The sequence below is a fragment of the Streptomyces sp. B21-083 genome (assembly GCF_036898825.1).
GTDB lineage: Bacteria > Actinomycetota > Actinomycetes > Streptomycetales > Streptomycetaceae > Streptomyces.
In genome coordinates this window covers 1160749-1182903 of sequence record NZ_JARUND010000002.1, presented here as the reverse complement: position 1 = coordinate 1182903, position 22155 = coordinate 1160749, and the positions used below count along the sequence as shown (strand labels likewise).

The following is a 22155-nucleotide window of genomic DNA, read 5'->3' as shown; positions in this document are numbered from 1 at the left end:
TCACTCACCCCGGCCGAAGCCGGTGTCGAGCACACCGGCCGCGTCGGCGGCCTGCTCGGGCGTGAGGAGCCCGGCGCGGACCATGAGGTCGGCCGTCGCCGCCCAGGCCTCCGGGGTGACGATGAGTCCGGCCGGCCACATGCCCATGTCCCGGGTGTAGGACAGACCCTGGGTTGCCAGGTCGGGCGCGTCGGGTGTCGTGATCCGCTGGTAGATCGGCAGAGTGATGCCGTCCTGCGCCGGGTCGTTGACGATGTCGTGTGCCTCGGACAGTGCGGCGAGCAGGCGCTCGACGGTGTCGCGGTTCTCCGTCGTCCAGTCGTCGCGGCCGATGACCGCCGCGAAGATCACCTCGGGGATCGCGTCGTTCACCTCGCCGATGAGGCGGTACCCCTCGCGCTCGGCGAGGAAGTTCCACGGCGCCGGCTGCGGGGCGCAGTCGATCTCGTCGTTCTGAAGCGCCACCCAGCGGGTGGTGTGCACACCGGCGAGGACGTACTCGTAGTCACCGGGATACGACAGTCCTTCCCGCTGCAGCATGATCTGTGTGTAGAGCGCCGTGCCCTCGGTGAGGGAGGAGGTGCCGATGCGCTTTCCACGCAGCTCGGCGACCGAACCGACGTCGGGACGGGCGACCAACGACATGGGAAGCCGCAGCGAGTTGGCCGCCACTATGCGCAGTGCGCCGCCGGCCACATAGTCGGCGACCGCGCCCTCGGGCGGGGTGATCGCCAGGTCCGCGGTGCCGTCACGGACGGCCGCGGTCGCCTTGCCGACCGAGCCGAGCCGCAGGTACTCGATCTCCAGACCGTGCTCACGGAACAGGCCCAGCTCGTCGGCGACGAACACCGGAAGCCAGTTGAAGCCCTGGGCGCCGCCGGCGAATCGTACGGGTGTCAGGTCGGAAGTCATGAGAGAGCAGCTCCAGTTCGGGGGGTATGCCGGGTGCGTGAGTGGTCAGCGCCCTTGTGCGGTCAGCAGCGCGTCCAGCCGGGGGTAGACGCGCCGGGTGTTGCCCTCCAGCACGGCCTGCCGCGTCGGGTCCTCGAGGCCGAGCGCCTCGATGTAGCGCCTGGTGTCGTCGAAGGGGTGGCCGGTCTCCGGGTCCACGGCCTTGACCGCGCCCAGGAGTTCCGATCCGAAGAGGACGTTCTCCGGGGCGACGACCCGGAACAGGGTGTCGATACCGGCCTGGTGGTACACGCAGGTGTCGAAGTACAGGTTGCGCATGAGGTGTTCGGACAACGGGGGCTTGCCGAGCATGATCGACAGACCCCGGTAGCGGCCCCAGTGGTAGGGGGCGGCGCCGCCGCCGTGCGGGATGACCAGCCGCAGGCCCGGGTGGCGTTCGAAGAGGTCGCCCTCCAGCAGTTGCATGAAGACGACGGTGTCGGCGGCGATGTAGTGGGCGCCGGTCGTGTGCAGGGCGGGGGAGCAGGAACCCGACACATGGATCATGCCGGGTACGTCGAGGCGGATCATGGCCTCCCACAGCGGGTCCCACCAGGCGTCGTGGAGCGGTGGAGTTGACCAACTCCCGCCCGAGGGGTCGGGGTTGACGTTGCACCCCACGAAACCGGCCGCCACACAGCGCTCCAGCTCGGCGACAACGGGCCCGAGGTCGCCGTCGACGGTCTGGGGCAACTGGCACACGGGCGCGAAGTTGAGCGGGAACAGTGCGCAGATGCGCCGCACGGTGTCGTTGGACAGCCGGGCCCACTCGGTCGCGATGCCCTGGCCCGGGACGTGGTGTCCCATGCCCGAGGCGCGGGGCGAGAGCAGGGTGAGGTCCGAGCCGCGCTCCCGCTGCAGGCGCAGCTGGTGGCGCGTGATGGTCTCGATCAGGGTGTCGTCGTCGACCCCCGCATAGACAGGGCGGTCCGGGGACCGTCCTTCCGCGAAGGCCACCTGGGCCGTGCGGAAGGCACGGAACTCCGGCGGCTCGGTGGTGAAGTGGCCGTGGCAGTCGATGACCAGGCCTGTCGTCCCCGACATGTCACGCGTCCCAGACGGCGGGAAGGTGCGTGACACCACGGAAACGCCAGCCCTTGGCCGCGACCTCACGGCTCTCGTCCAGTCGCAGGTTCGGGAGCCGGCGGAAGACCTCCTCCAGCGCGATCGTGCCCATCGCGCGGGAAAGGGCGTGCCCGGAGCAGAAGTGCGGCCGGAAGCCGAAGGACAGGTGCGGGCGCTTCTTGCGGAACATGTCGAACCGGTCGGGGTCCTCGAAGCGTTCCGGATCCCGGTTGGCCGACGCCATGACGATGGCGACGGAGGACCCGGCCGGGATGGCCGTACCGGCCACGACGACGTCCTCGGCGGCGACGCGCGGGGTGACGCCGATGGGGGCGATCCAGCGAAGCCCCTCGTCGAAGGCGCGCAGCGCGTGCTCCTGCGGGGTGTCCGCGACGGTCCGCGCCTGCTCGGGATTGAGCAGCAGTCCCGTGCAGGCGTTCGCGGCCGCGTGGCCGGGTTCCTGCAGCCCGCCCAGGATGATCACCTTCATGGTGGGCAGCACCTTGTCGAAGCCGCGCACCTCGCTGTCCGGCAGGCCGCCGCGCACGACGTGGCTCATCAGGGTGTGGTCGGGCTTTGCGGCCACCCGCTCGTACAGCGCCCCGAGCCGGGAGTCGATGTCGGCCAGCGCCCGGTCCAGCCGGTCCCACACGGCCTGGTCGCCCCCGACGTTCTGCAGGCCGGCGCTCATCGCGTGGAACCACTCGACCAGCGTCTCGTTGGGGGTGTCGGTCAGACCGATGACGTCGCCGATGCAGCGCACCGAGACCGGCTCGAAGAGGTCGGCGGTCAGGTTGGCCGCTCCGCGCGGCGCCAGTTCGGCGAGGCAGCGCTCGACGACCGGGCGGGTCAGGGCCTCCACATATCCCCGGACCCGTTCCAGGGTGAGGTTCTCGTCGATGCCCAGGCGCAGCAGCCGGTGGTCCTCGCCGGTCATGGACAGCACGTTCGGCATGCCCATCACCCGGGCCTCCGGCCGGTCCGGGCTGCCGGACGGCCCGAACACCCGGTCGTTCGCGCCCACCGCCCGGCAGTCCTCGAAGCGGGTGACGAGGTATTCGTGGGTGCCCTCGAAGAAGGCCACGGGGGCCTCCTCGCGCAGACGGGCGTAGACGGGATACGGGTCCCGGAAGAGGTTCTCGCCATTGAGTTCCAACGCGGACATCACGACTTCCTCAGGTCGGCCCCTGCGTGCCGCGCACCGTTCGCCGTGTCGGCTCCGGTGTGGACGTCAGGGGGTCTGATCCAATTCAGATTCCGGTCTGACTTCAGATTCCAATGAGTATTTGAGCGTGCTCGGCAAGATGTCAATACGTCGGACACGGGCAATTTTTGGCGCGTCGTGCGTCGGAAATCGATGGTTTTGGCAGGTAACCAAGTTCCTTTGTTTGGTCCGTTGACAGGGGTTGCGACGAGGCATACGGTCCAGAATCCAAAGACCAGCCGGTATTTCAAATTCCGCTGCGGCTAACCGTGCCGCAGGCCCGGAGCCCAAGGTCCTCGGACCTCACCCGGGGCGGCCCAGCCCCCGATCAGTCACTCCCGAAATGAGATGACGATGACCGACGTGCCCCCGGCCCCGCCCTCCCTCCCGGACGAGATGGTCCGCGAGCTCGCGGCGGTCGTCGGCGACGACTCCCTTCACATCGAGCGCACCGCGATCGACGAGTTCAAGGACGCCTACTGGATCCCCGGCGACGAGACGTACGCGGCCGCCGCGGTCGTCCAGCCGTCCTCGACCGAGCAGGTCCGCGCGATCATGCGCCTGGCGAACCGGTACGGCATCCCCGTCTGGCCGCACAGCCAGGGCCGCAACCTCGGACACGGAGGAGCCTCACCCCGCGTACGCGGCTCGATCCAGCTCGGCTTCCAGAAGATGAACCGCATCCTGGAGATCAACGAGGAACTCGCCTACGCGGTGGTCGAGCCGGGTGTGACCTGGTTCGATCTCCACGAAGCCGTGCGGGCCGGCGGCCACCGCCTGCTCACCCCGTGCCCCGACCTCGGCTGGGGCTCGATCATCGGCAACTCCATGGACGCCGGCCACACCTACCAGCACTACGGCGCCGACTACATGCTCCCCACCGGCTTCGAGGTCGTCCTCCCCGACGGCGACCTGCTGCGCACCGGGGCCGGGGCGCTCCCGGACGGCAAGGCCTGGCACGTCTACAAGCGCAGCCTGGGCCCGTCCCTCGACCGGCTCTTCGTCCAGTCCAACCTCGGCATCGTCACCAGGATGGGTGTCTGGCTCAAGCGTCTGCCCGAGGCGTACGCGCCGGTGATGCTCTCGATCGGCGAGGACGCGGACCTGGAGGCCGCGGTCGACACGATCCGTGAACTGCGGCTTGCCGGGTACCTGGAGGGCGCCCCGGCACTGTTCTCCACGCTGCGCGCCTCTCACATGCTGCGGGATCTCCCGGTGCCCGCCGACCATCAGCTCACCCCCGCCGAGATCCGGGAAGCCGGAGAGCGCGCCGGGGTCGGTGCCTGGGCAGCCCGCGCGGCCGTCTGGGGCGACCTGGAGACCGTGCGGATCAGGATGAAGCACATCAAGGCGGCCTGGGCGAAGATCCCGAGCGGCCGGGTCGAGGCCCGCCGGGTCTACGCCCCGGACGAGTACGACGAGATCGTCCTCTCCGCCGACCAGATCATGATCGGCATCCCCACCCTCAAGGCGATCCAGACCACCCCCGACCACATCGCCCACGTCGACGTGGCACCCGTCGTCCCCCTGCACGGGCCCCGGGTCCGGGAGATGGTCGAGAAGGCCCGCTCGCTCGTCCTCGGTACGGGCGCCAACTTCGGCGCCACCGTCGTGGTCACCGGAGAACGCTCGTGTGTGGTGATCATAGGCATCCGCTACGACCGGACCGACGAGGCGGACGCGCGCGGCGCCTTCGTCCTCGCGAGGCGCCTGGTCGCCGCAGCCGGCGAACTCGGCTACGGCGAGTCCCGCCCGCACCTGGAGTGCATGGACCTCGCCGCCGGACAGTACTCGTTCAACGGCCACGCCTATCAGCGGTTCGTGGAACGGATCAAGGACGCGGTCGACCCGAACGGCATCCTCGCGCCCGGCCGCCACGGCATCTGGCCCGCAGGTCGTCGCGTTCCTCACGACCAGCGCGGCACCACCCGCTGATGCGCCACCCCCTCACCCCCGTACGACCACGCTTCACCTCACGCAGAACAGGACGGTGCCATCGATGGCCGATCCGACACACGACACGGCCCTTCGCGTCGACTCACTCGGAGTGAGCTTCCAGGGCGTGACAGCGCTACAGGGCGTCTCCTTCTCCGTCCCGGCGGGCGGTGTCTCAGCGGTGATCGGGCCGAACGGAGCAGGGAAGACCACACTGTTCAACTGCATCAGCGGGGTCGCCCGGCATCTCGGCACGGTCGAACTGGAGGGACGCGACCTGAGCCGGCTGCACGCCGACCGCCGCGCGGCCCTGGGCATCGCACGCACCTTCCAGACCCCGCTGCTGATTCCCGAACTCAGCGCTCTCGACAACGTCCTGCTCGGCGCCCACGGCCGGATGAAAGGCGGCCTGCTGAGCTCGATCCTGCGGCCGCCCCCGGTCACCCGGGCCGAGCGGGCGATGCGCGCCCGGGCCTCCGAGCTGCTCAAACGCCTCGGCCTGCACCACTCCCAGGACCACCGCGTCGACAGCCTCCCGCACGGCGACCGGCGACGGGTCGAGGTGGCGCGGGCCCTGATAGCCGAGCCCCGCCTGCTGCTGCTCGACGAGCCCGCGGCCGGACTCGGCGCCGACGAGGCATCCGAACTGCTCGCCGACATCGAGGAGTTCGCCGCGCACACGGGAATGACCTGCGTCCTCGTCGAACACGACGTCGGCCTGGTGATGCGGGTCTCGCGTCATGTGGTCGTCCTCGACGCCGGTCGGCTCCTGGTGGCCGGACCCCCCGCCGAGGTCGCGGCCGACGAACGGGTGATCGCCGCCTACCTGGGCGACGACTGGTCGGAGGTGGAGGTATGAACGGCACACTGCTCGAAACCCGGCGGCTGCTGGCCCGCTACGGCTCCGTCGAGGTCCTGCACGGAATCGACCTCGCCCTGGCGGACGGCGAGATCACCGTCCTCCTCGGCCCCAACGGAGCCGGCAAGACGACCCTGCTGCGCTCCATCTCCCGTCTGGTGTCGACCCAGGGCACGATCGAGTACGACGCCGTGGACATCACGCGCTGGAGCGGTGCCCGCATCGCGCGTAAGGGCGTCGGGCACGTACCCGAGGGACGCGGCACGTTCGTCGACCTGACCGTCGCGGAGAACCTCAGGCTCGGCAGCCTCGCCCGCCCCAGGGACCAACGGGCCGGCCTCCGCGAGGACTTCGCCCTCGTCTACGACACCTTCCCGGTACTGGCCGAGATGCGCGGACGGGCGGCCGGTCTGCTCTCGGGAGGCCAGCAGCAGATGCTCGCGATCGGGCGGGCGCTGATGGCCCGGCCCCGGCTGCTGCTCATCGACGAGCCCTCCCTCGGCCTCGCCCCGCTGCTCACCCGGCAGCTCTTCGAGGCACTGGCCCGGATCAGGGAGGAGTGGTCGACCTCGCTGCTGATCGCAGAGCAGAACGCCCGCCTCTCCCTCGACATCGCCGACCGCGTGATCGTCCTCGCGGGCGGCCGGGTCGCTGCGGCCGGATCCGTCGGCGAGTTCCGCGACGGCGACGTGATCAGGCGGGCGTACCTAGGCGAGACGGACGGCGGCACGGAAGCGATCGGAGTCAGGAAATGACCGAACTGTTCCAACAGGTCCTCGACGGGCTGAGCTCAGGGCTGGTGTACGGCGTCCTCGCCCTCGCCCTCAGCGTCGTCTTCCAGGGCACCGGCATGCTCAACTTCGCCCAGGGCGAGATGGCGACGCTCTCCGCGTACCTCACGCTCGTCCTCCTCCACCACGGCCTGTCCTTCTGGGCGGCCGTCCCGCTGGTCGTCGTTCTGTCCGCGGCAGGCGGAGCGCTCATCGAAAGGGTCCTGGTCCGGCGGGTGGAGAGCGCCGGGGAACTCCCGCTGCTCACGCTCAGCGTCGCCCTGCTCCTCGGACTGAACGCGCTGATGGCCATCGTGTGGACGACCGACCCCCAGACCTTCCCCAGCCCCTTCGGCAAGGGACTCCTCGAGTTCGCCGGTCTGCGCATGACGGTCCAGCAGGTGGGGTCGCTGGTCCTGCTGCTCGCCGTGATGACGGCCACCGCCGTGCTGTTCAACCGGACCAGCGTCGGACTGCGCCTGCGCGCCGTCGCGCAGAACCCGGCCTCCGCCACCGTGCTGGGCCAGCACCAGGGTCTGTGGCTCATGACCGGATGGGCGATCGCCGCGGCGGTCGGTGCCTTCGCCGCCATCGTCGCCGCACCCGTCCTCACCGTGTCACCGGGCATGATGACCTTCCCCCTGCTGCTCGCCCTGGCCGCCGGCACGCTCGGCGGGCTGGCGAGCCGGGTCGGCGCGGTGGTCGGCGGGGTGCTCGTCGGCATCGCCGACGGACTGGCAGGCCGCTACGTCCCCGGCCTTGACGGAGATCTCGCGGTCGTCGCGCCCTTCCTGCTCACCGCCATTGTCGTGACGGTGAAGCCGGCCGGGCTTTTCGGCAGGACGAGGACGGTACGGGTATGAACACCGTGCGCCGTTTCGCCGTCCCCGGCGGTTGGACCGCAGCGCTGCTGGTCGGCCTGGTCATCCCCTTCCTCGTCTCCGACTACGACCTGCTCGACCTCACCCGGGTCCTCACCCTCGCCATGGCCGTGGCCGGACTCAACCTTCTCCTCGGCCACTCCGGTCAGATCAGCGTCGGCCACGGAGCCGTCTTCGGCCTCGGCGGATACGCGGCCCTCATCGCCGTAGCGACACATGGCTGGCCGTGGGTGCCCGCCGTCCTGGCGGCCGGAGCCCTGTGCCTGGTCTTCGGGCTGCTGATCGGCGGCCTCGCCCTCAGGATGGGCGGCGCCAACCTCGGGCTGCTCACCATCGCGGTCGCCGCGGTGTTCCCCCTCGTCGTGATTCGCCTCAAGTCCACGACCGGCGGGACCTTCGGAGTCTCGCTCGCACGCTCCGGTCTCGAGCCGCCCCCAGGGACGGGGCTCACTCCGGCCCAGTTCGGCTTCCTCGTAAGCCTCCTCGTTCTCGGCCTGACACTGTTCCTGCTGCGCAACCTCGTGACCGGAGCGAGCGGCAGAGCGCTGGCGGCGGTCCGCACGAGCCCGCTGCTCGCCGCGGCGAACGGGGTCAGCGTCACCCGAGTGAAACTCACGGCCTTCGCCGTCAGTTCGGCCGTGGCGGGCGTCGGTGGCGCGCTCTACGCCCTCGCCCTCGCGATCGCGGTGCCCGACAGCTACCAGATCGCCCTCTCCATCACTCTGCTAGCGGCCAGCGTCGTCGGCGGCAGCCGGACCTGGGCGGGCGCGCTCGTCGGCGCGGCGATCGTCGTCTACCTGCCCACCGCCGCCGAGAACGTCGTCAGCGGCGACTCCTCGGGCAACTGGGCCCAACTCGTCTACGCCGGCGGTCTCGTCCTGTGCCTGATCGTCGCGCCGACCGGCCTGGTCGGGGGATTCACCCGCCTGCTCGGCCGGATCGCGCACATCCTCCGAACCAGCTCTCACTCCGTCCCCGCAGCCCTCCCTGGAAAGGAAGTTCGATGAGGAACAACCGAACCAAGCTGATCGCGCTCGTGGCCGTCGCCGCGGCCACCGCCACCGCCTGCTCAGGACGTTCGGCCGGCAGCCAGAGCGACAGCGGCGACATCGTGGTACGCGCCAGTTACCCGCTCAGCGGCGCCCTGGCGTCCGCGGGCGTCTCGGCGGACGGGGCGGCCGCCTACTTCAAGGCGGTCAACGCCGGCGGCGGCATCAACGGACGGAAGATCGACTTCCAGGTGAAGGACGACGCCTTCGACCCCTCCCGGCTGGTCTCCAACAACACCGGGTTCGTTAAGAAGGACCACGCGGTGGTGGTCATCAACTTCGGCGGCATCGCCGTCGCGGCCCGGCCCCAGCTCAACACGGCGGGCGTGGCCCAGATCGTGCAGGGCGGCGAGACGGAGCTGAGCGACATCAAGAAGTTCCCCGACTCCCGCGCGTTCGTGCCGGACATCGCCTGGGAGGGCGAGCTCCAGGGGCGTTACCTCAAGGAGAGGACACCCAAGGCGGTGGTCGGCTTCATGGGCTTCAACAACGACCTCTCCGACAGCCAGCTCGCCGGACTGAACAAAGCGGGCGTCAAGCCGGTCAAGGCCCTCAGACTGCCGCCGGGCCAGGGCGATGTCACCTCCCAGGTGACGGAACTCAAGGCGGCCAAGGTGGACACCCTGGTGGTGACGCTCGGCCCGCCGACCCTGGGCGCCCTCCTGTCGTACCTCGGCCAGATCGACTACCACCCGAAGCTCTTCATCGGCAGCCCGTACGCCGACTTCGCCAGCACGGTGAAGCCCGCCGGCACCGCCAACGTCAAGGGCGCCCTGTCGTACCAGTGGTTCAAGGACCCCCAGAACCCCGCCGTGCACAACGAGAAGGCGCTGGTGCGGTATCGCGCCGACATGGCGAAGTACGAACCCAAGGCCGACGCGAGCCAGTCGTTCGCACTGACTGGATACGGATTGGCCGCGGCGGTCGTCTCGGCCCTCAAGAACGCCAAGCAGATCACCAGCGGCGACTTCCTCACCGCCTGGGACACCCTTGCCAAGGTGCAGGACCCGCTCCTCATCGACGGGGCGACCCTGACCGGAGAATCGGACGGCCGACTGGTGCACGAGTACCAGCTGCACGAGTTCAACGGCACCAGCTGGGTGCCCGAGGGCCCCGTCGTCAATGTCGCCCACATCGGAATTTCCGGCTGAGCCGTAAGGTGCGACCGGGCTGGTGACGAACATTGTCGAGGGGGTTCTCCAGCCCGGTCCGGAGATTCGGACGGTACACTTGCGCGCGGTTCGGCACCGGATGGTTCCACCGTTCACGGGTGAATTCAGTGGGGAGAGCATCATCATGGCGAGGCTGACGCGAGAGCAGAGTCAGGCGCTCACGCGGGAGAAGCTCCTGAACGCGGCACGGGACGTGGTCGCACGGGAGGGCTACGAGGGCGCCTCGGTCGAACGCATCGCGGACGAGGCCGGTTTCTCGAAGGGTGCCTTCTACTCCAACTTCTCCTCCAAACAAGACGTCCTGCAGCAACTCCTTGAGGGCAACGCGGGGCACGACGTCGAGGAACTCACCGCGGTACTGCGCGATGTCACCGACCCGGACGCCGTCATCGAAATCGTCGCCCACTGGTCCGACACACGTGCCGCGGAGCAGAAATGGGGAATCATCGCCATCGAATTCCTGCGACGGGCCCAGCGGGACGGAAATCTCGGAATGCGGCAGCGGCAGTTGTTCGTGAACCAGTGGGAGGGAATCGGAACACTCCTGCTCGACAAACTCGACCTGGAACGCGATGGCAGAATCAGCGCCCTCGACATGGGCGGGATCGTACTCGAAATCACCTACGGCGGTATTTCGGGATTTCTCCGTGCCAATACCTCCGGACAGATGGTGCGGCACGTGCTCAGGTCGTTCCGCGACTCCGCTCACGCGGCCCGGAAGCGGTGACCGGCCTGCGCTGCCGGAACGCGCGGCGTCAGGGTGCGGTGGCCGCCGTGGAGCGAAGTGGGGGTGGCGCCGAGTAAGTCACTTGATCTTGTCACCCGGGCCGTCTACTCGGCCTCCCCATGTGGATGGCACGCACGGCGCGCTCGACCGTCCCTTGCCTTCCGTCGACCGGGACCACATGGACGACGACGGTGGGCGCGTGGCGTCCTCCCCGCGGATGACCAACCGCGGGGATCGAGATATCGCGAGGCCAGGCAGCAGCCCCTCGTAGCGGGCCACACCGGCGAGCGGAGCGGCGTGCCCCGGCTGTGCCCGGCCGCCGAGAACGTCTGTCTCATCCTGCCGCGATCCCCTTGCGCGCCAGGTGCTTGGCGCACCCGCGTCGGCCGAGCGTCTCGGCAGGGCCGAGCATCGGCGGTACCAGCCACGGGAACGACTCGAGGATCCGGCACAGGATGGAGTCGCTGTACGGCCGGAAGCGCTCGAGCCGGCGCTTGCGCAATGAGCGCTCGACGACGTCCGCGACGTCGTCGGCCGTGCTCACCTTCCCGAGGAAGTCGATCAGGCTGCCGTCGTGTGTCGCTTCGTGGAGCAGCATCGGGGTATCGACGGCGCTGGGGCAGACGCCGCTGACCGCGAACCCGGTGCCGCGCAACTCGGCGTTGAGCGCCGCGAGGTAGGCACGCAGCCCCGCCTTGGCCGCCGAGTACGCCGCCGATCCGGGGAGGGCGAGGATCCCGCCCATCGGCACCGTGGCGATGATCTGCCCCCGGCCGCGCGCCTTCATGACGCGGGCCGCGGAGGCCACGAGCTCCGTCACGGATCCGAGCATGACGTCGAGTTGGAGCCGGAGCTGGGCCGCCGAGGAGTCGACGACATCTCCGGGGCCGATCACGCCGGCGTTGAGGAACGTGAGGCGTCCGCCCCCGCCGCCAGGGCTGCCTTGTCCGCGAGCGGCTGGTCGCGCTCGACGCACAGCAGCGTGCGACCCCGTGCGCCGAGCCGGCCGCAGACGGCCTCTCCGATCCCGCCGGCGGCACCGGTGACGAGCACCAGGGGTGGTCGGTCAGACACGGCTGGGTGGCTTCGGCGGTTCGGACCCGGATGTTGCGGAGGCAGTGGAAGGCGTGTCGGCGCGCAGGGCGTCGTAGGTGTGGTCGTCGACGTCGTGCCAGCCGAAGCGGTCGCGGAACTGTGCGAGGTAGGTCATGTACGTGGAGCGCTCGACGTAGTTGGTGTGTCGTGGGCTGTCGATGTACTTGACGCCGCCGCGCAGGTCGGGGGTGTCGGTGCGCTTGAGTTGGGTCAGCTCGTCCTTGCGGACGCCTGTCTCGCGTGCGTTGATGTCGATCATCACGAGCTGGGCCATCTCGTCGAAGCGCTTGTAGGCGGCGTCCGCGAACTCGACGAATCCGAGCACGTACAGGGAGTCCAGTTCGCGCGAGAAGACGTTGAGGTACAGCTGCGGGTGGCCATGCTTCCACTCCAGCAGTCCTGGGTCGAGGAACGGCATCCGGTACTCGTAGCCCGTCGCGAGGACGATCTCGTCGACCTCGGCCTCGCCGCCGTCGGCGAACGTCACACCGGTCTCGGTGAGGCGCGCGATGTCCGGCTTGGCGACGATGTCGCCGTGCGCGAGGTGGTGCAGCACCTGGGTGTTCATGATGGGGTGGCTGCTCAGCGCGTCGTGGTCCGGCGCCGGCAGCCCGAGCCGGGTCAGGTCTCCGACGATTCCGTCGAGCATCGCGTTGACGTCACTGGAGAGCACGACCCCCTTGGGCGGTTCGAGCTTGCCGTTGAGCAGGGCGTCGGTGGGCAGCCCGGCGACGTGCTTGGGCACGAACCGGTAACCGCGCCGGACCGACAGGTACGCCGTGTCCGCGTGCCGTGCCGCGTCGCAGGCGATGTCGACCCCGGAGTTGCCGGCGCCGACGATGAGCACCCGCTTGCCGCGGAACTCCAGGCCGTCCCGGAAGGTGACCGAATGCCGGACCGTGCCACGGAAGACGTCCTGGCCGGGCAGCGTGATCTCGTTCGGGTGCCAGGTGACGCCGGGGCAGCAGATGAGCCCGTCGTACTCGTGGACCGTGCCGTCGGACAGCGTGACCCGCCACCGGTCGCCGGAGATCGGCTCGGCGGAGGTCACCGCTGTGCCGAAGCGGACGTGCCGGTAGAGGTCGTACTGCCGGCCGAAGTCCCTGATGTAGTCGCGGATCTCCCGCCAGCGCGGGTAGTCCGGAAGGTTCGACGGCATGGGGGCGCCGTAGAAGCCGCTGGTGTACTTGGAGCTGATGAAGTGGCAGCTGTCGTACATCGGGCTGCCCTCGTGGTCGGGGTCCCAGATCCCGCCGAAGTCCGGGTTGCGCTCGTACCAGTCGAAGGGGACGCCCTCGTGCAGCAGGTTACGGGCCATGATCATCCCGGAGGGTCCGGCGCCGACGACGCAGTAGCGCCGGGCGTACGCCGGCCGCTCGTGCGGGGCGCGCGGGTCCGGGCGGTGCCGGTTCGCCGTGTCGGCCAGGTGGGCGTAGGCGAGCGGGCGCCGGGAGCGCAGCCGCAGCGCGCAGACGACCCCCGCGCCGGCCGTGACCACGATGAGGATCGGTACGGCGTTGACGAGCACGCTGTCCGTGCCGGTGAGGGTCGCGTAGTTCGTGGAGGCCAGGACGAACGCTGTCCCGAGGCCGAGCGCACCGACGACCGGGGCGACGACTCCGGGGAACAGCCGCCGGTCGCCGCGGCCGCGGAAGAACACCACGACCGCCAGCGCCGTGAACGCCTGCACGAGCACGATCGACAGCGTCCCCAGGCCGACGACCGCCGCGGCGATCGTCTCGTAGGGGTCCGCACCGGCCAGGCCCATCACGCCGACGACGCCGACCGTGACCGCGGCAACGACGGCGCTGCCGATGTGCGGGCTCTGGTGCACCGGGTGGTACCGGCCCAGGGCGCGGGGCGCGACCTGCTCCCAGCCGAGCGCGAACAGGTAACGGCTCGCGGCGTTGTGCAGCGCGATCCACGAGGCGAGGACACTCGTGCACAGCAGTACCGCCGAGGCGTTGAGGAGTGCAGTGCCGCCATACTGCTCGGCGAGTGTGAAGACGAGGTTCCCCAGGTCCTTGCGGGCCCGCTCGGGCGCCGCGGCGCCGCCTGCACCGCCGATCACGACCCACGCGGTGAGCACGTAGAAGACTGCGATCGACGTCACCGATATGTACAGCGCACGCGGGATGCTGCGCGCCGGCTCCTTGGTCTCCTCGCCGTACAGCGCCGCCGACTCGAAGCCCACGAAACTCGTGAAGGCGAACATGAGTGCGATGCCGAGCGAGCCGCCGAACAGCTGGCCGGGCAAGAACGACTCCGCGGGGAACGCGGCAGCGCCCTTGTGTCCGACGACGAGGACGTCGAGGACGATGAGTACCGCGAACTCCAGGGCCATGAGAACGCCGAGGAACCGCGCTGAGACGTCTGCGCTGCGGTGCCCGAACGCCGTCACGACGACCACCCCGACCGTGGTGAACACTCCCCACGGGACGTCCACGCCGGACTGGGCGAAGACCAGCGAGGTGAAGTACCCGAACACCGCGGCCATTCCGACCGCGAGCGCCAGATAGCCCAGCGCCGCGACGAACGCGGTGGCGACACCGGCCGGCTTGCCGAGCCCGCGAGCGACGAAGACGTAGAACGCGCCGTCGTTGACCACACGCTTGCTCATCGCCGAATAACCCACGGCGAAGCACAACAGGACCACGGCCGCCAGGACGTACGCGGCGGGCAGCGAGATGCCATGGCCGCGCACCAGAGCCAGGGGCGCGTTGCCCGCGATGGCCGCCATGGGGGCTGCGGCCGCGATGACGAGGAAGACCACCCGGCGGGTGGACAGCACACGACGCGCATCGCCTGAGCCCGCTCGGGGCACGCCTGCGGTCTGCCTGGAACCTTCGCCTGTCTTGTTTCTACCCACGAGTCCTCCTCTTCCTGCTCTCGGTGAGGTGTGAGGGCTGCGAGCGTACGCATAGATCTGGTCACCTGACCAGATCTATTGGTCAGGTGACCAGATCGAGACGTCGTGCGACACTGACGCCCATGAGTGCCGAGCCCGTCGAGTCCGTGCCGTCGCCCAGCAGACGCCGCCGAGCGCAGCGCGCCACGAGCGAGGAGCTTGTCGAGGCGGCCATCCGGGTCATCGGCAGGGAGGGCGTCGCCGCCGCGACGACCCGCAAGATCGCCGAGGAGGCCGGCGTTCCGCAGGGCACCGTCCACTACTGGTTCGCGGACAAGAACGAACTGCTCCAGGACGTGGTCCGCTCCATCGTCGACCGCATCGAGCAGACGGTCTCGATGAGCAACCTGCCGGACGGCGACGCGACGGCCGAGGACCTGCGGGTGGCTCTGCGGGCCGCATGGGCCGAGGTGACCGGAAACGACCCCGGCGCCCAGCTCGGGTACTACGAACTCACCGCGCTCGCGTTGCGCAATCCGTCCATGCGCGAGCTGGCCCGGAATCAGTACCGCAGTTACCGCGATCTGGCGGCCCACGCCCTCGCCCCCTTCCTGAAGGGCGTCGAGCCGCAACAGGCCGCTGGAATCGCTCAGTTGGTGGCGGTCACGTTCGACGGCCTGGAGCTCGCCTGGCTCGCCGATCCCGATGGCACACGGCCCGAGCAGGTTCTCGATCTGCTCGCCGACGCGGTTCTCCAAGCAAAGGGCGCCGGCGCCGCCACGCACGCGCGGGATCCCGGCGCATGACGTCCGGACGCGGGCACTATGGAGCCTTTCAGGACGTGCGGTTGATGGTCGGGTGGTCGGGTGGTCGTGGAATCGGGCCAGGGCCCGACGGCGGTCAGCGCTGCGCTGTGCAGCCCTGGAAGCCGTTCTCGCCGTAGCCGTCGATGCGGCACGGGCGGAGGATCTGGTGTGCCGATCGGCACGGTTCCTAGGCGCTGTGCCGGTGTTCGGCGTCGAGGATGTCCGCGATCCGACGCCTCAGCGCACGCTTGTCGATCTTGGACACATTGGTCATGGGGAACTCACCGCACGACTCGATGCGTTCGGGCCACTTGAACTTGGCGACTCCGATCTCGTCGAGGTACCGCTGGATCTCGGTGAGATCGGGGGGCTGGGCCCCGGGCCTGGGGACGACGAACGCGCAGGAACGCTCGCCGAGCCGTTCGTCGGGCATGGCCACCACGGCCACCCGTTCCACGGCCGGATGCCGGACGAGCAGGTGCTCGACCTCGGCGGCGTTGACCTTCTCGCCGCCCCGGTTGATCAGGTCTTTGATGCGGTCCTCGAGCGCGTAACTGCTCCGGCCCCCGTCGCGTACCTCGACGACGACATCACCAGTGCGGTAGAAGCCGTCGGAGGTGAAGGCCTCGGCGTCGCGCTCCGGCGCCCGGAAGTAGCCGCGGATGGTGTACGGGCCCCGGGTGCACAACTCGCCCCGGCTGCCCGGTGATACGGGGGTCTCGGTGCCGGGCTCGTAGACGCGGACCTCGTCGAGCGGGGAGACCGGCGTCCCGACGGTGCGGTGCCGGACCTCGGGGGGTGCGGAGAACGGCGTGACCATGCACAGGCCCTCGCCCATCCCGAAGGACTGGATGACCCGGCACGACGGGCTCTCGAAGGCGGCGACGATCTCGGCGGTCAGCGGCCCGAGCACCCAGTTGACGACACGGAGAGAGGTCAGGGCATCGCGCAGTCCGGGATTCCGCAGCACCATGACCGCCAGTGACGGCGAAAGCGTCATGTGGGTGATGTGCGAGGCCATCGCCCCGAGCTGGGCGGGATCCGGCGCGGCGAGGGCGAAGCAGCCTCCGACGGCGTGTGCGGCGTGCAGTCCGGAGACGATGCCGGCGTTGTGCACCATGGGCAGCAGGTGGGCGAAGCAGCCTGTGGCGTCGAGACCGTTCGCCTCGGCGACGGCTCGCGCGTTGTACCAGTACTCGCTGTGCAGGCGGGGGATCAGCTTCGGGGTGCTGGTGGTTCCGCCGGAGAGTTGCAGCACGGCCAGGGAATCGGCGTGGACGGACGCCTGGATGTCGTCCACGAGGTCGCGGGCGGTGGCGGCACGGCTCTGGGTCATCGCCTCCAGCGCTTCTATGGCGCACCCGCCGGCGGGCGGGTGGGCGGCGCCGATGGTGAGCAGCCACCGCAGCGTGGGCTGGGACCGAGCCACCTCCGTGGCCAGGGCCACCAGGTCGTGACCGGCGAATCCCGGCTCGACGAGGTGCGCCACGGGCTCGGTCTGGCGTGCGATCTCGACGATCTCGTACCGGCGGTGCTGGGCCAGCGTGGCCACCGGGACGGCCCCGGCCTTGAGCAGTCCGTACCAGGCCAGCACGGTCCACAGGCGGTTCGTCACCTGCATCAGCACCCGGTCGCCCGGTCGCAGCCCCAGGTCGCGCAGGCCGACGGCGATCCTGTCGGTACGCCGGTCCAGTTCGGCGTAGGTGAGGCGCGCGTCCGGGGCGAGCACCGCGGGACGGTCGGGATGGGCGTCCGCCACGGCACGGAACTCCTGGGCCAGAGTCCGGTCGGACCAGTAGCCGGCGGCCCGGTAGCGACGCACCGCTTCCTCCGGGAAGGGAACGAACGCTGATTCCGAAGTCGACGCTGACGCGGAGATCGCCTTCATCGGCCTGCCTGCTTCCTGTGCCCAGGTGACCAACTGCTGCTTGCTAGATTGGTGATGTTTCTACGGCGGTGTCAATGCGTCGGCAGTGTGCGGACCGCCGCTTCCCACCCGGCCTTCCAGTCGCGCGACCAGTTCCTCCGGAAGCGGCAGAAGCTCCAGCGCGGGGCCCGAAGTCCGCGCGTACACCTGGGTCAGACGCATCACCACCGCCGGCTTCGGGGCTCCCACCAGGCGGAAGTCGCTGCGCAGCGTGAACGATCGCACCGAGACCCTCTCCAGTCGCAGGCAGGCGTCCAGTTCATCGTCCAGCCGCAGGCAGCTGAGGTACGTGATCTCGGTATGTACCGCCGGGGTACCGAGGCCGTCCGCGAGCAGCCGCGACGTCGCGAAGCCCGCCCGGACCAGCCACTCGCTCATCATGCTCTCGGCCCAGCGGGCCGGCGCCGCGAAGTAGATCACCCGGGCCGCGTCCGTGTCTCCCATGGCCACCCGGAACCGTCGGCGCAGCAGGGGTTCGCATCCGGGATTCATGACGCGTCCTCCGCGCGCCGAAGGGGCAGCCGCCGGGCCGTGACCAGGCCTACGGGACCGCCCCCGAGTGCGTGTACGCGTCGAGCCGTCATCCTTCATGGATAGCGTTTATTGACTTAAATGTCAAGAATTAACCTACCTAGTCAATATAGCATCCTCGGGTGTTGTCGGTTTGGGCGCGTTTGGCGGTGAGGTCGCCGATGAAGTTGTCGTCGAAGGCGTGGTCCATGAGGTCGGGGTCGATGTCGTTTTTGGCGGTCATGTCGCGGTTGGGGTCGGCGTAGGCGAAGGAGTAGCCGTGTTCGCGGCCGGCGAGGATCTCCCACCAGCAGCTGTTGAGGTCTTCGAAGTAGAAGGAGTAGGCGCCGTGCTGTTCCTGGGGCTTGGTGATGCGTTTGAGGCCGTACTGGTCTTTGACTTCGGTGAGTTTGGCGTGGGCGTCGTTGACGGCTTCGTTGGATGGGACGTCGAGGCCGTTGTGGTCGAGGAGGCGCATGGGGCTTTCCTGGCCTTCTTCGACGACGACGTAGACGTGGTCGGTGCCCTTGCGGATGAGGAGGCCGACGGGGGCGTGCTGGATGACTTCGAAGCCGAGGACCTCTTCGTAGAAGCGGCGTGATTCCTGGATGTCGATGACGGTGAGGGTGCCGTGGGAGATCATCCCGATGTCGATGAGGGGTTTCTTGGTGCGGTGGCTCTTGGTGATCTTCGGCTGGATGTCGGGCATGATGCTCACTTCCCTGTTTCGCGTGGGTGTGGGGGTGTGCCGGGGCTGTGGGGGGCGGTCAGCTGCGGGGTGCGACGGTGATCTCGATGCCGTCGAGTTCGGGGGTGTACTCGAACTGGCAGGTGAGGCGGGAGTTGTCGCGGCGGTCGGGGAGTTCCTCGATGCGTTCCAGCTCGAACTCGTCCGGTTCGGGCAGCTGGTCGAGCCGCTCCTTGTCGACGTAGACGTGGCAGGACCCGCATACGGCGTTGCCGTTGCACAGGCCGATGATGCCGACCTTCTGGTGGCGCAGTTGGGGCATCAGGGGCTTGCCCGGGGCGGGCTCGAACTCGACACGGCCGCCCTTGCGGTCATGGATGATCATCATTTTTCGGCAGCTCCTCAGGCGCGCCGCGGCTCCCGATCGGCGGGGCTCGACAGGGCAGGCGGGTCGACAATCAGACCATCTTTATAGTCAACTATCCTACGTAAGTGTAGATAGTCGTCAAGGGTGGAGGGGCTGAACTGCGTGGGTACCGGTCTGGTCTCGCCCTTGCCGCGTCGTACTCCTCGTGTGCCTGCCCGACTGCCGGCGGCCGGTGCTCCGTTCGCTAGGTGAGGCCGCGGATCTGTTCGGCGGTCTCCTCGTGTACACGAGCGCGCCCGGTGCCCTTGCCAGGTCCATCGCCGACGATCACCGGGAGACACGGAGGAGGCGATCACCGGGTCAGGGCTGCCCTACGTGCTGCTGCGCAACGGCGGGTATTACGGGAACTGCACCGAGCAGCTCGCCCAGGTGCTGCGGTACGTCGCGGTCACCCGGGCTGGCGGCGACGCCGTGTCTCTTCCGCGGCCCGGACCGACCATGCCGCCGTGGCGGTTGCGTGCTCAGCGGCGACGGGTGCGAGAACGGGACGTACGAGCTGAGCGGCGGACCACGTTCGGTTTCGCCGACTACGCGGCGGAGCTGAGTCGGCAGGCAGGTGAGGAGATCCGTTACGACGTACTCTCCGCCGAGGCCTTCACCGCCATCCCGACAGGCGCCGGCTACCCGGGCTGGTCGCCGCGATCCTGATCGATGTGGAGGCATCCATCGAGAAGGGGGAGATGGCCGGAGCGAACGGCCAACTCTCCCGCCTCATTGGGCCTCCGACCACCCTGATCGGCGACTCGATCGCTGTAGCGCTGAGGTGCGAGGGCCTCGGTGCTTTGGGGCTTCAACGCCTGAAGGAGGTAAGCCTCTTCATGACTACACGTTGCGAGACGCCGCACCGCTCATGGCCGGCTGTGCGGCGTTGTTTCTCAGGACAGCGCCTTCTGTGCGATCTTCTCGTTCTCGTCGAGGTGATCGAGCACTGCCTGGGCGACCCGGTCCGGGTCGCCGTCGCGGAAGGTGGCGAGGAGGGCGGCGTGGGAGTGTTTGCGGCGCCGGTGTTCCTCCGGGTGTGTGTCCAGGCCGGAGAAGGCGAGGCGGATGTAGCGTTCGGCCGCGTGCCACAGGCTCTCCAGGACGCGGAGTTCCCAGGTGGTGGCGGCGGGTCGCAGCAGTTCGAGGTGGAACGCGCGATGGGCGTCGTAGATCTCGTCGACGCCCAGGTCCTCGTCCCCGCACATGGACACGAACGCCTGGAGACGCTGGAAGTCCGAGGCGCGCAGCAGACGGCAGGACCGGCTGGCGAGCTCGGGCTCGATGCGGCGGCGCAGGCGGTAGATGCCGTTGAGATCGTCCTGGTCGAGCGGTGCGACGAGGGCGCTCTTGCCGGGGCGGGTGATGACCAGCCCCTGCGCTTCGAGTTGGCGCAGTGCCTCGCGGACCGGGATGAAGCTGACGCCGAGCTGGTCGGCGATCTCGCGCAGGGAGAACTGCTGACCGGGGCGCAGGTCCCCGGCCAGGATGGAGCGGCGGATCTCCTTGGCGACCTGGTCCACCATCGACGTGGGCTCCAGGACGCGGACGTACGGTTCCTGGCTGGTCTTGATCACGATCGGCCTCGGCTCTCGGAGAGGTACGTCAGTGGCGGGGAGCCATCTGCAATCATATATCGGCGCTATTGATATAACATAGCTCGGGGATTAGCTTGTGAGCGCGCGACCAAGCGCGAACCGCAAGGAGCCGCAATGAGAATCACGGGTCTGGAAGAACACTTCGTCACCTCCGAGGTGCTGGAGGCCTGGCGCGCACTCGATCCCCGCTGGTGTGACGATCCGTCGTTGCGTGTGGCCTCGATGGAGAGGTACGCCGGTCCGCTGATCGAACTGGGCACGCCGCGGGTCGCGGCCATGGACGAGAGCGGTCTCGACGTCCAGGTGCTCTCCCTGACACCGCCGGGCCTGCAGATCCTGGACCGTGCAGACGCGGTGGCGCTCCAGAGCGATACGAACGACCGGCTCGCCGAGGCGGTGAAGGCGCATCCCGAGCGGTTGCAGGGTTTCGCGGCACTGGCGACACAGTCGCCGGAGGCGGCGGCCGACGAGTTGGAGCGGGCCGTACGGACGCTGGGTCTCAACGGCGCGATGCTGCTCGCGCGAACCCGTGAGGGCAGCCTCGACCGGGCCGACTGCTGGCCGATCTTCGAAAGGGCGCAGGCCCTGAACGCGCCGCTCTACCTGCATCCGCAGTCACCGCCCCGGTCCGTCCGTGACGCCTACTACGACGTCGACGACGAGTTGCTGAGCACCGCGCTGACCCTCTTCGGCGTCGGGTGGCACTTCGACACCGGCATGCAGCTGCTGCGCCTGATCGTCAACGGCGTTTTCGACCAGTTCCCTGAACTCCAGGTGATCGTCGGCCACTGGGGCGAGGTGGTCCTCTTCTACCTGGAGCGCATCGAGGAGATCACGCCCTTCACCAAGCTGGACCGGCCGTTGGCCGACTACTTCCGCCAGAACGTCTTCTACACGCCGTCCGGTATGTACAGCGAGCGTTATCTGCGGTGGACGATCGAGACGGTCGGGGTCGAACGGGTGCTGTTCTCCACCGACTACCCGTTCGTACCGGCACCGCAGGGAGTCGCGCCCGGCTTCCTGGAGGGTGCGGCCGTCAGCCAGGTGGACCGTGAGGGGATCGCGTCCGGCAACTGGGACCGGCTGGTCGCCGGTATCCGCAGGTAGCGAACCGCAGGTCGACGGCCAGCCGTGGCCGTCAGCCTGACCGGCTGGATGATCGAAGAGAACGGGGAAGCACAGCCGTGCTCGCCGTGTACGGCAACCTATCGACATCCCCACTCAGGACGGCAGCGCGGATGCCTGTCTGGCGCGCCCTGCCGAGGGCGGGCCGTGGCCCGGCGTCCTCCTCACCAGGACGCCTACGGTCTGCGCCCCGTCCTGAAGGCGCCGGCCGACCGGCTCCCGAGGCCGACTACGTGGTTCTGGTGCCCAACGTCTTCTACCGCCACGGGCGTGCCCGGTCATCGCGCTGCCCGACTTCATCGACCTGGCCGCGCGACCGGCGCTCTGGGAGAAGCTGGGCCCGATCCTGCGGTCCTTGAGACCCGAACTCGACGCGTATCTCCGCCGGCCGGCCGACTCACCCGATGCCATCGAGGGCCCGGTCGCCGTCGCCGGCTATTGCATGGGCGTGAAGCTGGCCCTGCTCACCGCCGGCACCTGTCCGGGCAGGGCTAGGCGGTTTCGTTTGGATCATCCGACGGACCAGAGGAAGATGCCTG

General features: G+C 69.1%; 21 protein-coding genes and 1 pseudogene. 11 read left to right on the top strand and 11 right to left on the bottom strand.

All coding sequences use genetic code 11. The features are described 5' to 3' along the window. The 3 genes from QA861_RS29405 to QA861_RS29395 are packed head-to-tail and all read right to left on the bottom strand — an operon-like array spanning position 1 to position 3181. Positions 1–912 carry an ABC transporter substrate-binding protein gene (locus QA861_RS29405; protein ID WP_334591709.1) on the bottom strand — a complete coding sequence of 304 codons (912 nt, stop codon included), beginning with the start codon at positions 910–912 and terminating at the stop codon, positions 1–3. A gap of 45 nt (positions 913–957) precedes the next feature. Then, positions 958–1977 carry an amidohydrolase family protein gene (locus QA861_RS29400; protein ID WP_334594877.1) on the bottom strand — a complete coding sequence of 340 codons (1020 nt, stop codon included), beginning with the start codon at positions 1975–1977 and terminating at the stop codon, positions 958–960. A gap of 19 nt (positions 1978–1996) precedes the next feature. After that, positions 1997–3181 carry a cytochrome P450 gene (locus tag QA861_RS29395; protein WP_334591708.1) on the bottom strand — a complete coding sequence of 395 codons (1185 nt, stop codon included), beginning with the start codon at positions 3179–3181 and terminating at the stop codon, positions 1997–1999. Positions 3182–3574: 393 nt separating this feature from the next. Here QA861_RS29395 and QA861_RS29390 point away from each other — a divergent pair, with 393 nt between their 5' ends. From QA861_RS29390 to QA861_RS29360, 7 genes are all read left to right on the top strand, one after another. After that, the gene (locus QA861_RS29390) at positions 3575–5155 is read left to right on the top strand and encodes an FAD-binding oxidoreductase (protein WP_334591707.1); all 1581 of its coding nucleotides are present in this window, start codon (positions 3575–3577) and stop codon (positions 5153–5155) included. A 64-nt stretch (positions 5156–5219) separates the two neighbouring features. Continuing rightward, positions 5220–6014, top strand: coding sequence for an ABC transporter ATP-binding protein (locus QA861_RS29385; RefSeq protein WP_334591706.1), 795 nt, complete (start codon positions 5220–5222; stop codon positions 6012–6014). Continuing rightward, entirely contained in the window at positions 6011–6769 is a 759-nt protein-coding gene (locus tag QA861_RS29380; protein WP_334591705.1) for an ABC transporter ATP-binding protein, read from the top strand. The genes QA861_RS29385 and QA861_RS29380 overlap by 4 nt, the downstream gene beginning before the upstream one ends. Next, positions 6766–7647, top strand: a complete 882-nt coding sequence (locus QA861_RS29375) for a branched-chain amino acid ABC transporter permease (protein ID WP_334591704.1) — start codon at positions 6766–6768, stop codon at positions 7645–7647. The genes QA861_RS29380 and QA861_RS29375 overlap by 4 nt, the downstream gene beginning before the upstream one ends. Then, a complete protein-coding gene (locus QA861_RS29370) occupies positions 7644–8672 on the top strand; it encodes a branched-chain amino acid ABC transporter permease (protein WP_334591703.1) in 1029 nt (342 codons plus the stop codon). The genes QA861_RS29375 and QA861_RS29370 overlap by 4 nt, the downstream gene beginning before the upstream one ends. Beyond that, positions 8669–9865: an ABC transporter substrate-binding protein gene (locus QA861_RS29365; protein ID WP_334591702.1), complete on the top strand. Its 1197-nt coding sequence runs from the start codon at positions 8669–8671 to the stop codon at positions 9863–9865. The genes QA861_RS29370 and QA861_RS29365 overlap by 4 nt, the downstream gene beginning before the upstream one ends. A gap of 145 nt (positions 9866–10010) precedes the next feature. After that, on the top strand, positions 10011–10613 hold the full coding sequence (locus QA861_RS29360) for a TetR/AcrR family transcriptional regulator (protein WP_334591701.1): 603 nt from the start codon (positions 10011–10013) through the stop codon (positions 10611–10613). Positions 10614–10947: 334 nt separating this feature from the next. On the opposite strand, the gene QA861_RS29355 is transcribed toward QA861_RS29360, so the two are convergent. From QA861_RS29355 to QA861_RS29345, 3 genes are read right to left on the bottom strand one after another with little or no spacing between them, the layout of a single operon-like run. Further along, the gene (locus QA861_RS29355; protein WP_334591700.1) at positions 10948–11508 is read right to left on the bottom strand and encodes an SDR family NAD(P)-dependent oxidoreductase; all 561 of its coding nucleotides are present in this window, start codon (positions 11506–11508) and stop codon (positions 10948–10950) included. Then, positions 11505–11687 (bottom strand): SDR family NAD(P)-dependent oxidoreductase, encoded by a 183-nt coding sequence (locus QA861_RS29350; protein ID WP_334591699.1) that lies wholly within the window; start codon positions 11685–11687, stop codon positions 11505–11507. The genes QA861_RS29355 and QA861_RS29350 overlap by 4 nt, the downstream gene beginning before the upstream one ends. After that, entirely contained in the window at positions 11680–14499 is a 2820-nt protein-coding gene (locus tag QA861_RS29345) for an amino acid permease (protein WP_334591698.1), read from the bottom strand. Before QA861_RS29345 ends, QA861_RS29350 begins: the two co-directional genes overlap by 8 nt. A 200-nt stretch (positions 14500–14699) precedes the next feature. Between QA861_RS29345 and QA861_RS29340 the strand changes: the two genes are divergently transcribed. Next, positions 14700–15362: a TetR/AcrR family transcriptional regulator gene (locus QA861_RS29340; RefSeq protein ID WP_334591697.1), complete on the top strand. Its 663-nt coding sequence runs from the start codon at positions 14700–14702 to the stop codon at positions 15360–15362. A gap of 187 nt (positions 15363–15549) precedes the next feature. Here QA861_RS29340 and QA861_RS29335 read toward each other — a convergent pair whose 3' ends face one another. The 4 genes from QA861_RS29335 to QA861_RS29320 all read right to left on the bottom strand — a co-directional run bounded on the left by QA861_RS29335 (position 15550) and on the right by QA861_RS29320 (position 18875). Beyond that, on the bottom strand, positions 15550–17184 hold the full coding sequence (locus QA861_RS29335; protein WP_334591696.1) for a (2,3-dihydroxybenzoyl)adenylate synthase: 1635 nt from the start codon (positions 17182–17184) through the stop codon (positions 15550–15552). Positions 17185–17310: 126 nt separating this feature from the next. Further along, positions 17311–17781, bottom strand: coding sequence for an acyl-CoA thioesterase (locus QA861_RS29330; protein WP_334591695.1), 471 nt, complete (start codon positions 17779–17781; stop codon positions 17311–17313). Between the two features lie 139 nt (positions 17782–17920). After that, positions 17921–18508 (bottom strand): VOC family protein, encoded by a 588-nt coding sequence (locus QA861_RS29325; RefSeq protein ID WP_334591694.1) that lies wholly within the window; start codon positions 18506–18508, stop codon positions 17921–17923. Positions 18509–18566: 58 nt separating this feature from the next. Continuing rightward, complete coding sequence (locus QA861_RS29320; RefSeq protein ID WP_334591693.1) at positions 18567–18875, bottom strand: 2Fe-2S iron-sulfur cluster-binding protein; 309 nt, start codon at positions 18873–18875, stop codon at positions 18567–18569. A 354-nt stretch (positions 18876–19229) separates the two neighbouring features. On the opposite strand from QA861_RS29320, the gene QA861_RS29315 reads away from it, so the two are divergent. Next, complete coding sequence (locus tag QA861_RS29315) at positions 19230–19562, top strand: hypothetical protein (protein ID WP_334591692.1); 333 nt, start codon at positions 19230–19232, stop codon at positions 19560–19562. A 227-nt stretch (positions 19563–19789) separates the two neighbouring features. Here the strand turns inward: QA861_RS29315 and QA861_RS29310 are convergent, their stop codons facing one another. Further along, on the bottom strand, positions 19790–20470 hold the full coding sequence (locus tag QA861_RS29310; RefSeq protein WP_334591691.1) for a GntR family transcriptional regulator: 681 nt from the start codon (positions 20468–20470) through the stop codon (positions 19790–19792). A 135-nt stretch (positions 20471–20605) separates the two neighbouring features. On the opposite strand from QA861_RS29310, the gene QA861_RS29305 reads away from it, so the two are divergent. Next, a complete protein-coding gene (locus QA861_RS29305; RefSeq protein WP_334591689.1) occupies positions 20606–21598 on the top strand; it encodes an amidohydrolase family protein in 993 nt (330 codons plus the stop codon). A 100-nt stretch (positions 21599–21698) separates the two neighbouring features. Continuing rightward, positions 21699–22106: pseudogene (locus tag QA861_RS29300) on the top strand (dienelactone hydrolase family protein); the annotation flags it as partial. Positions 22107–22155 lie beyond the last annotated feature (49 nt).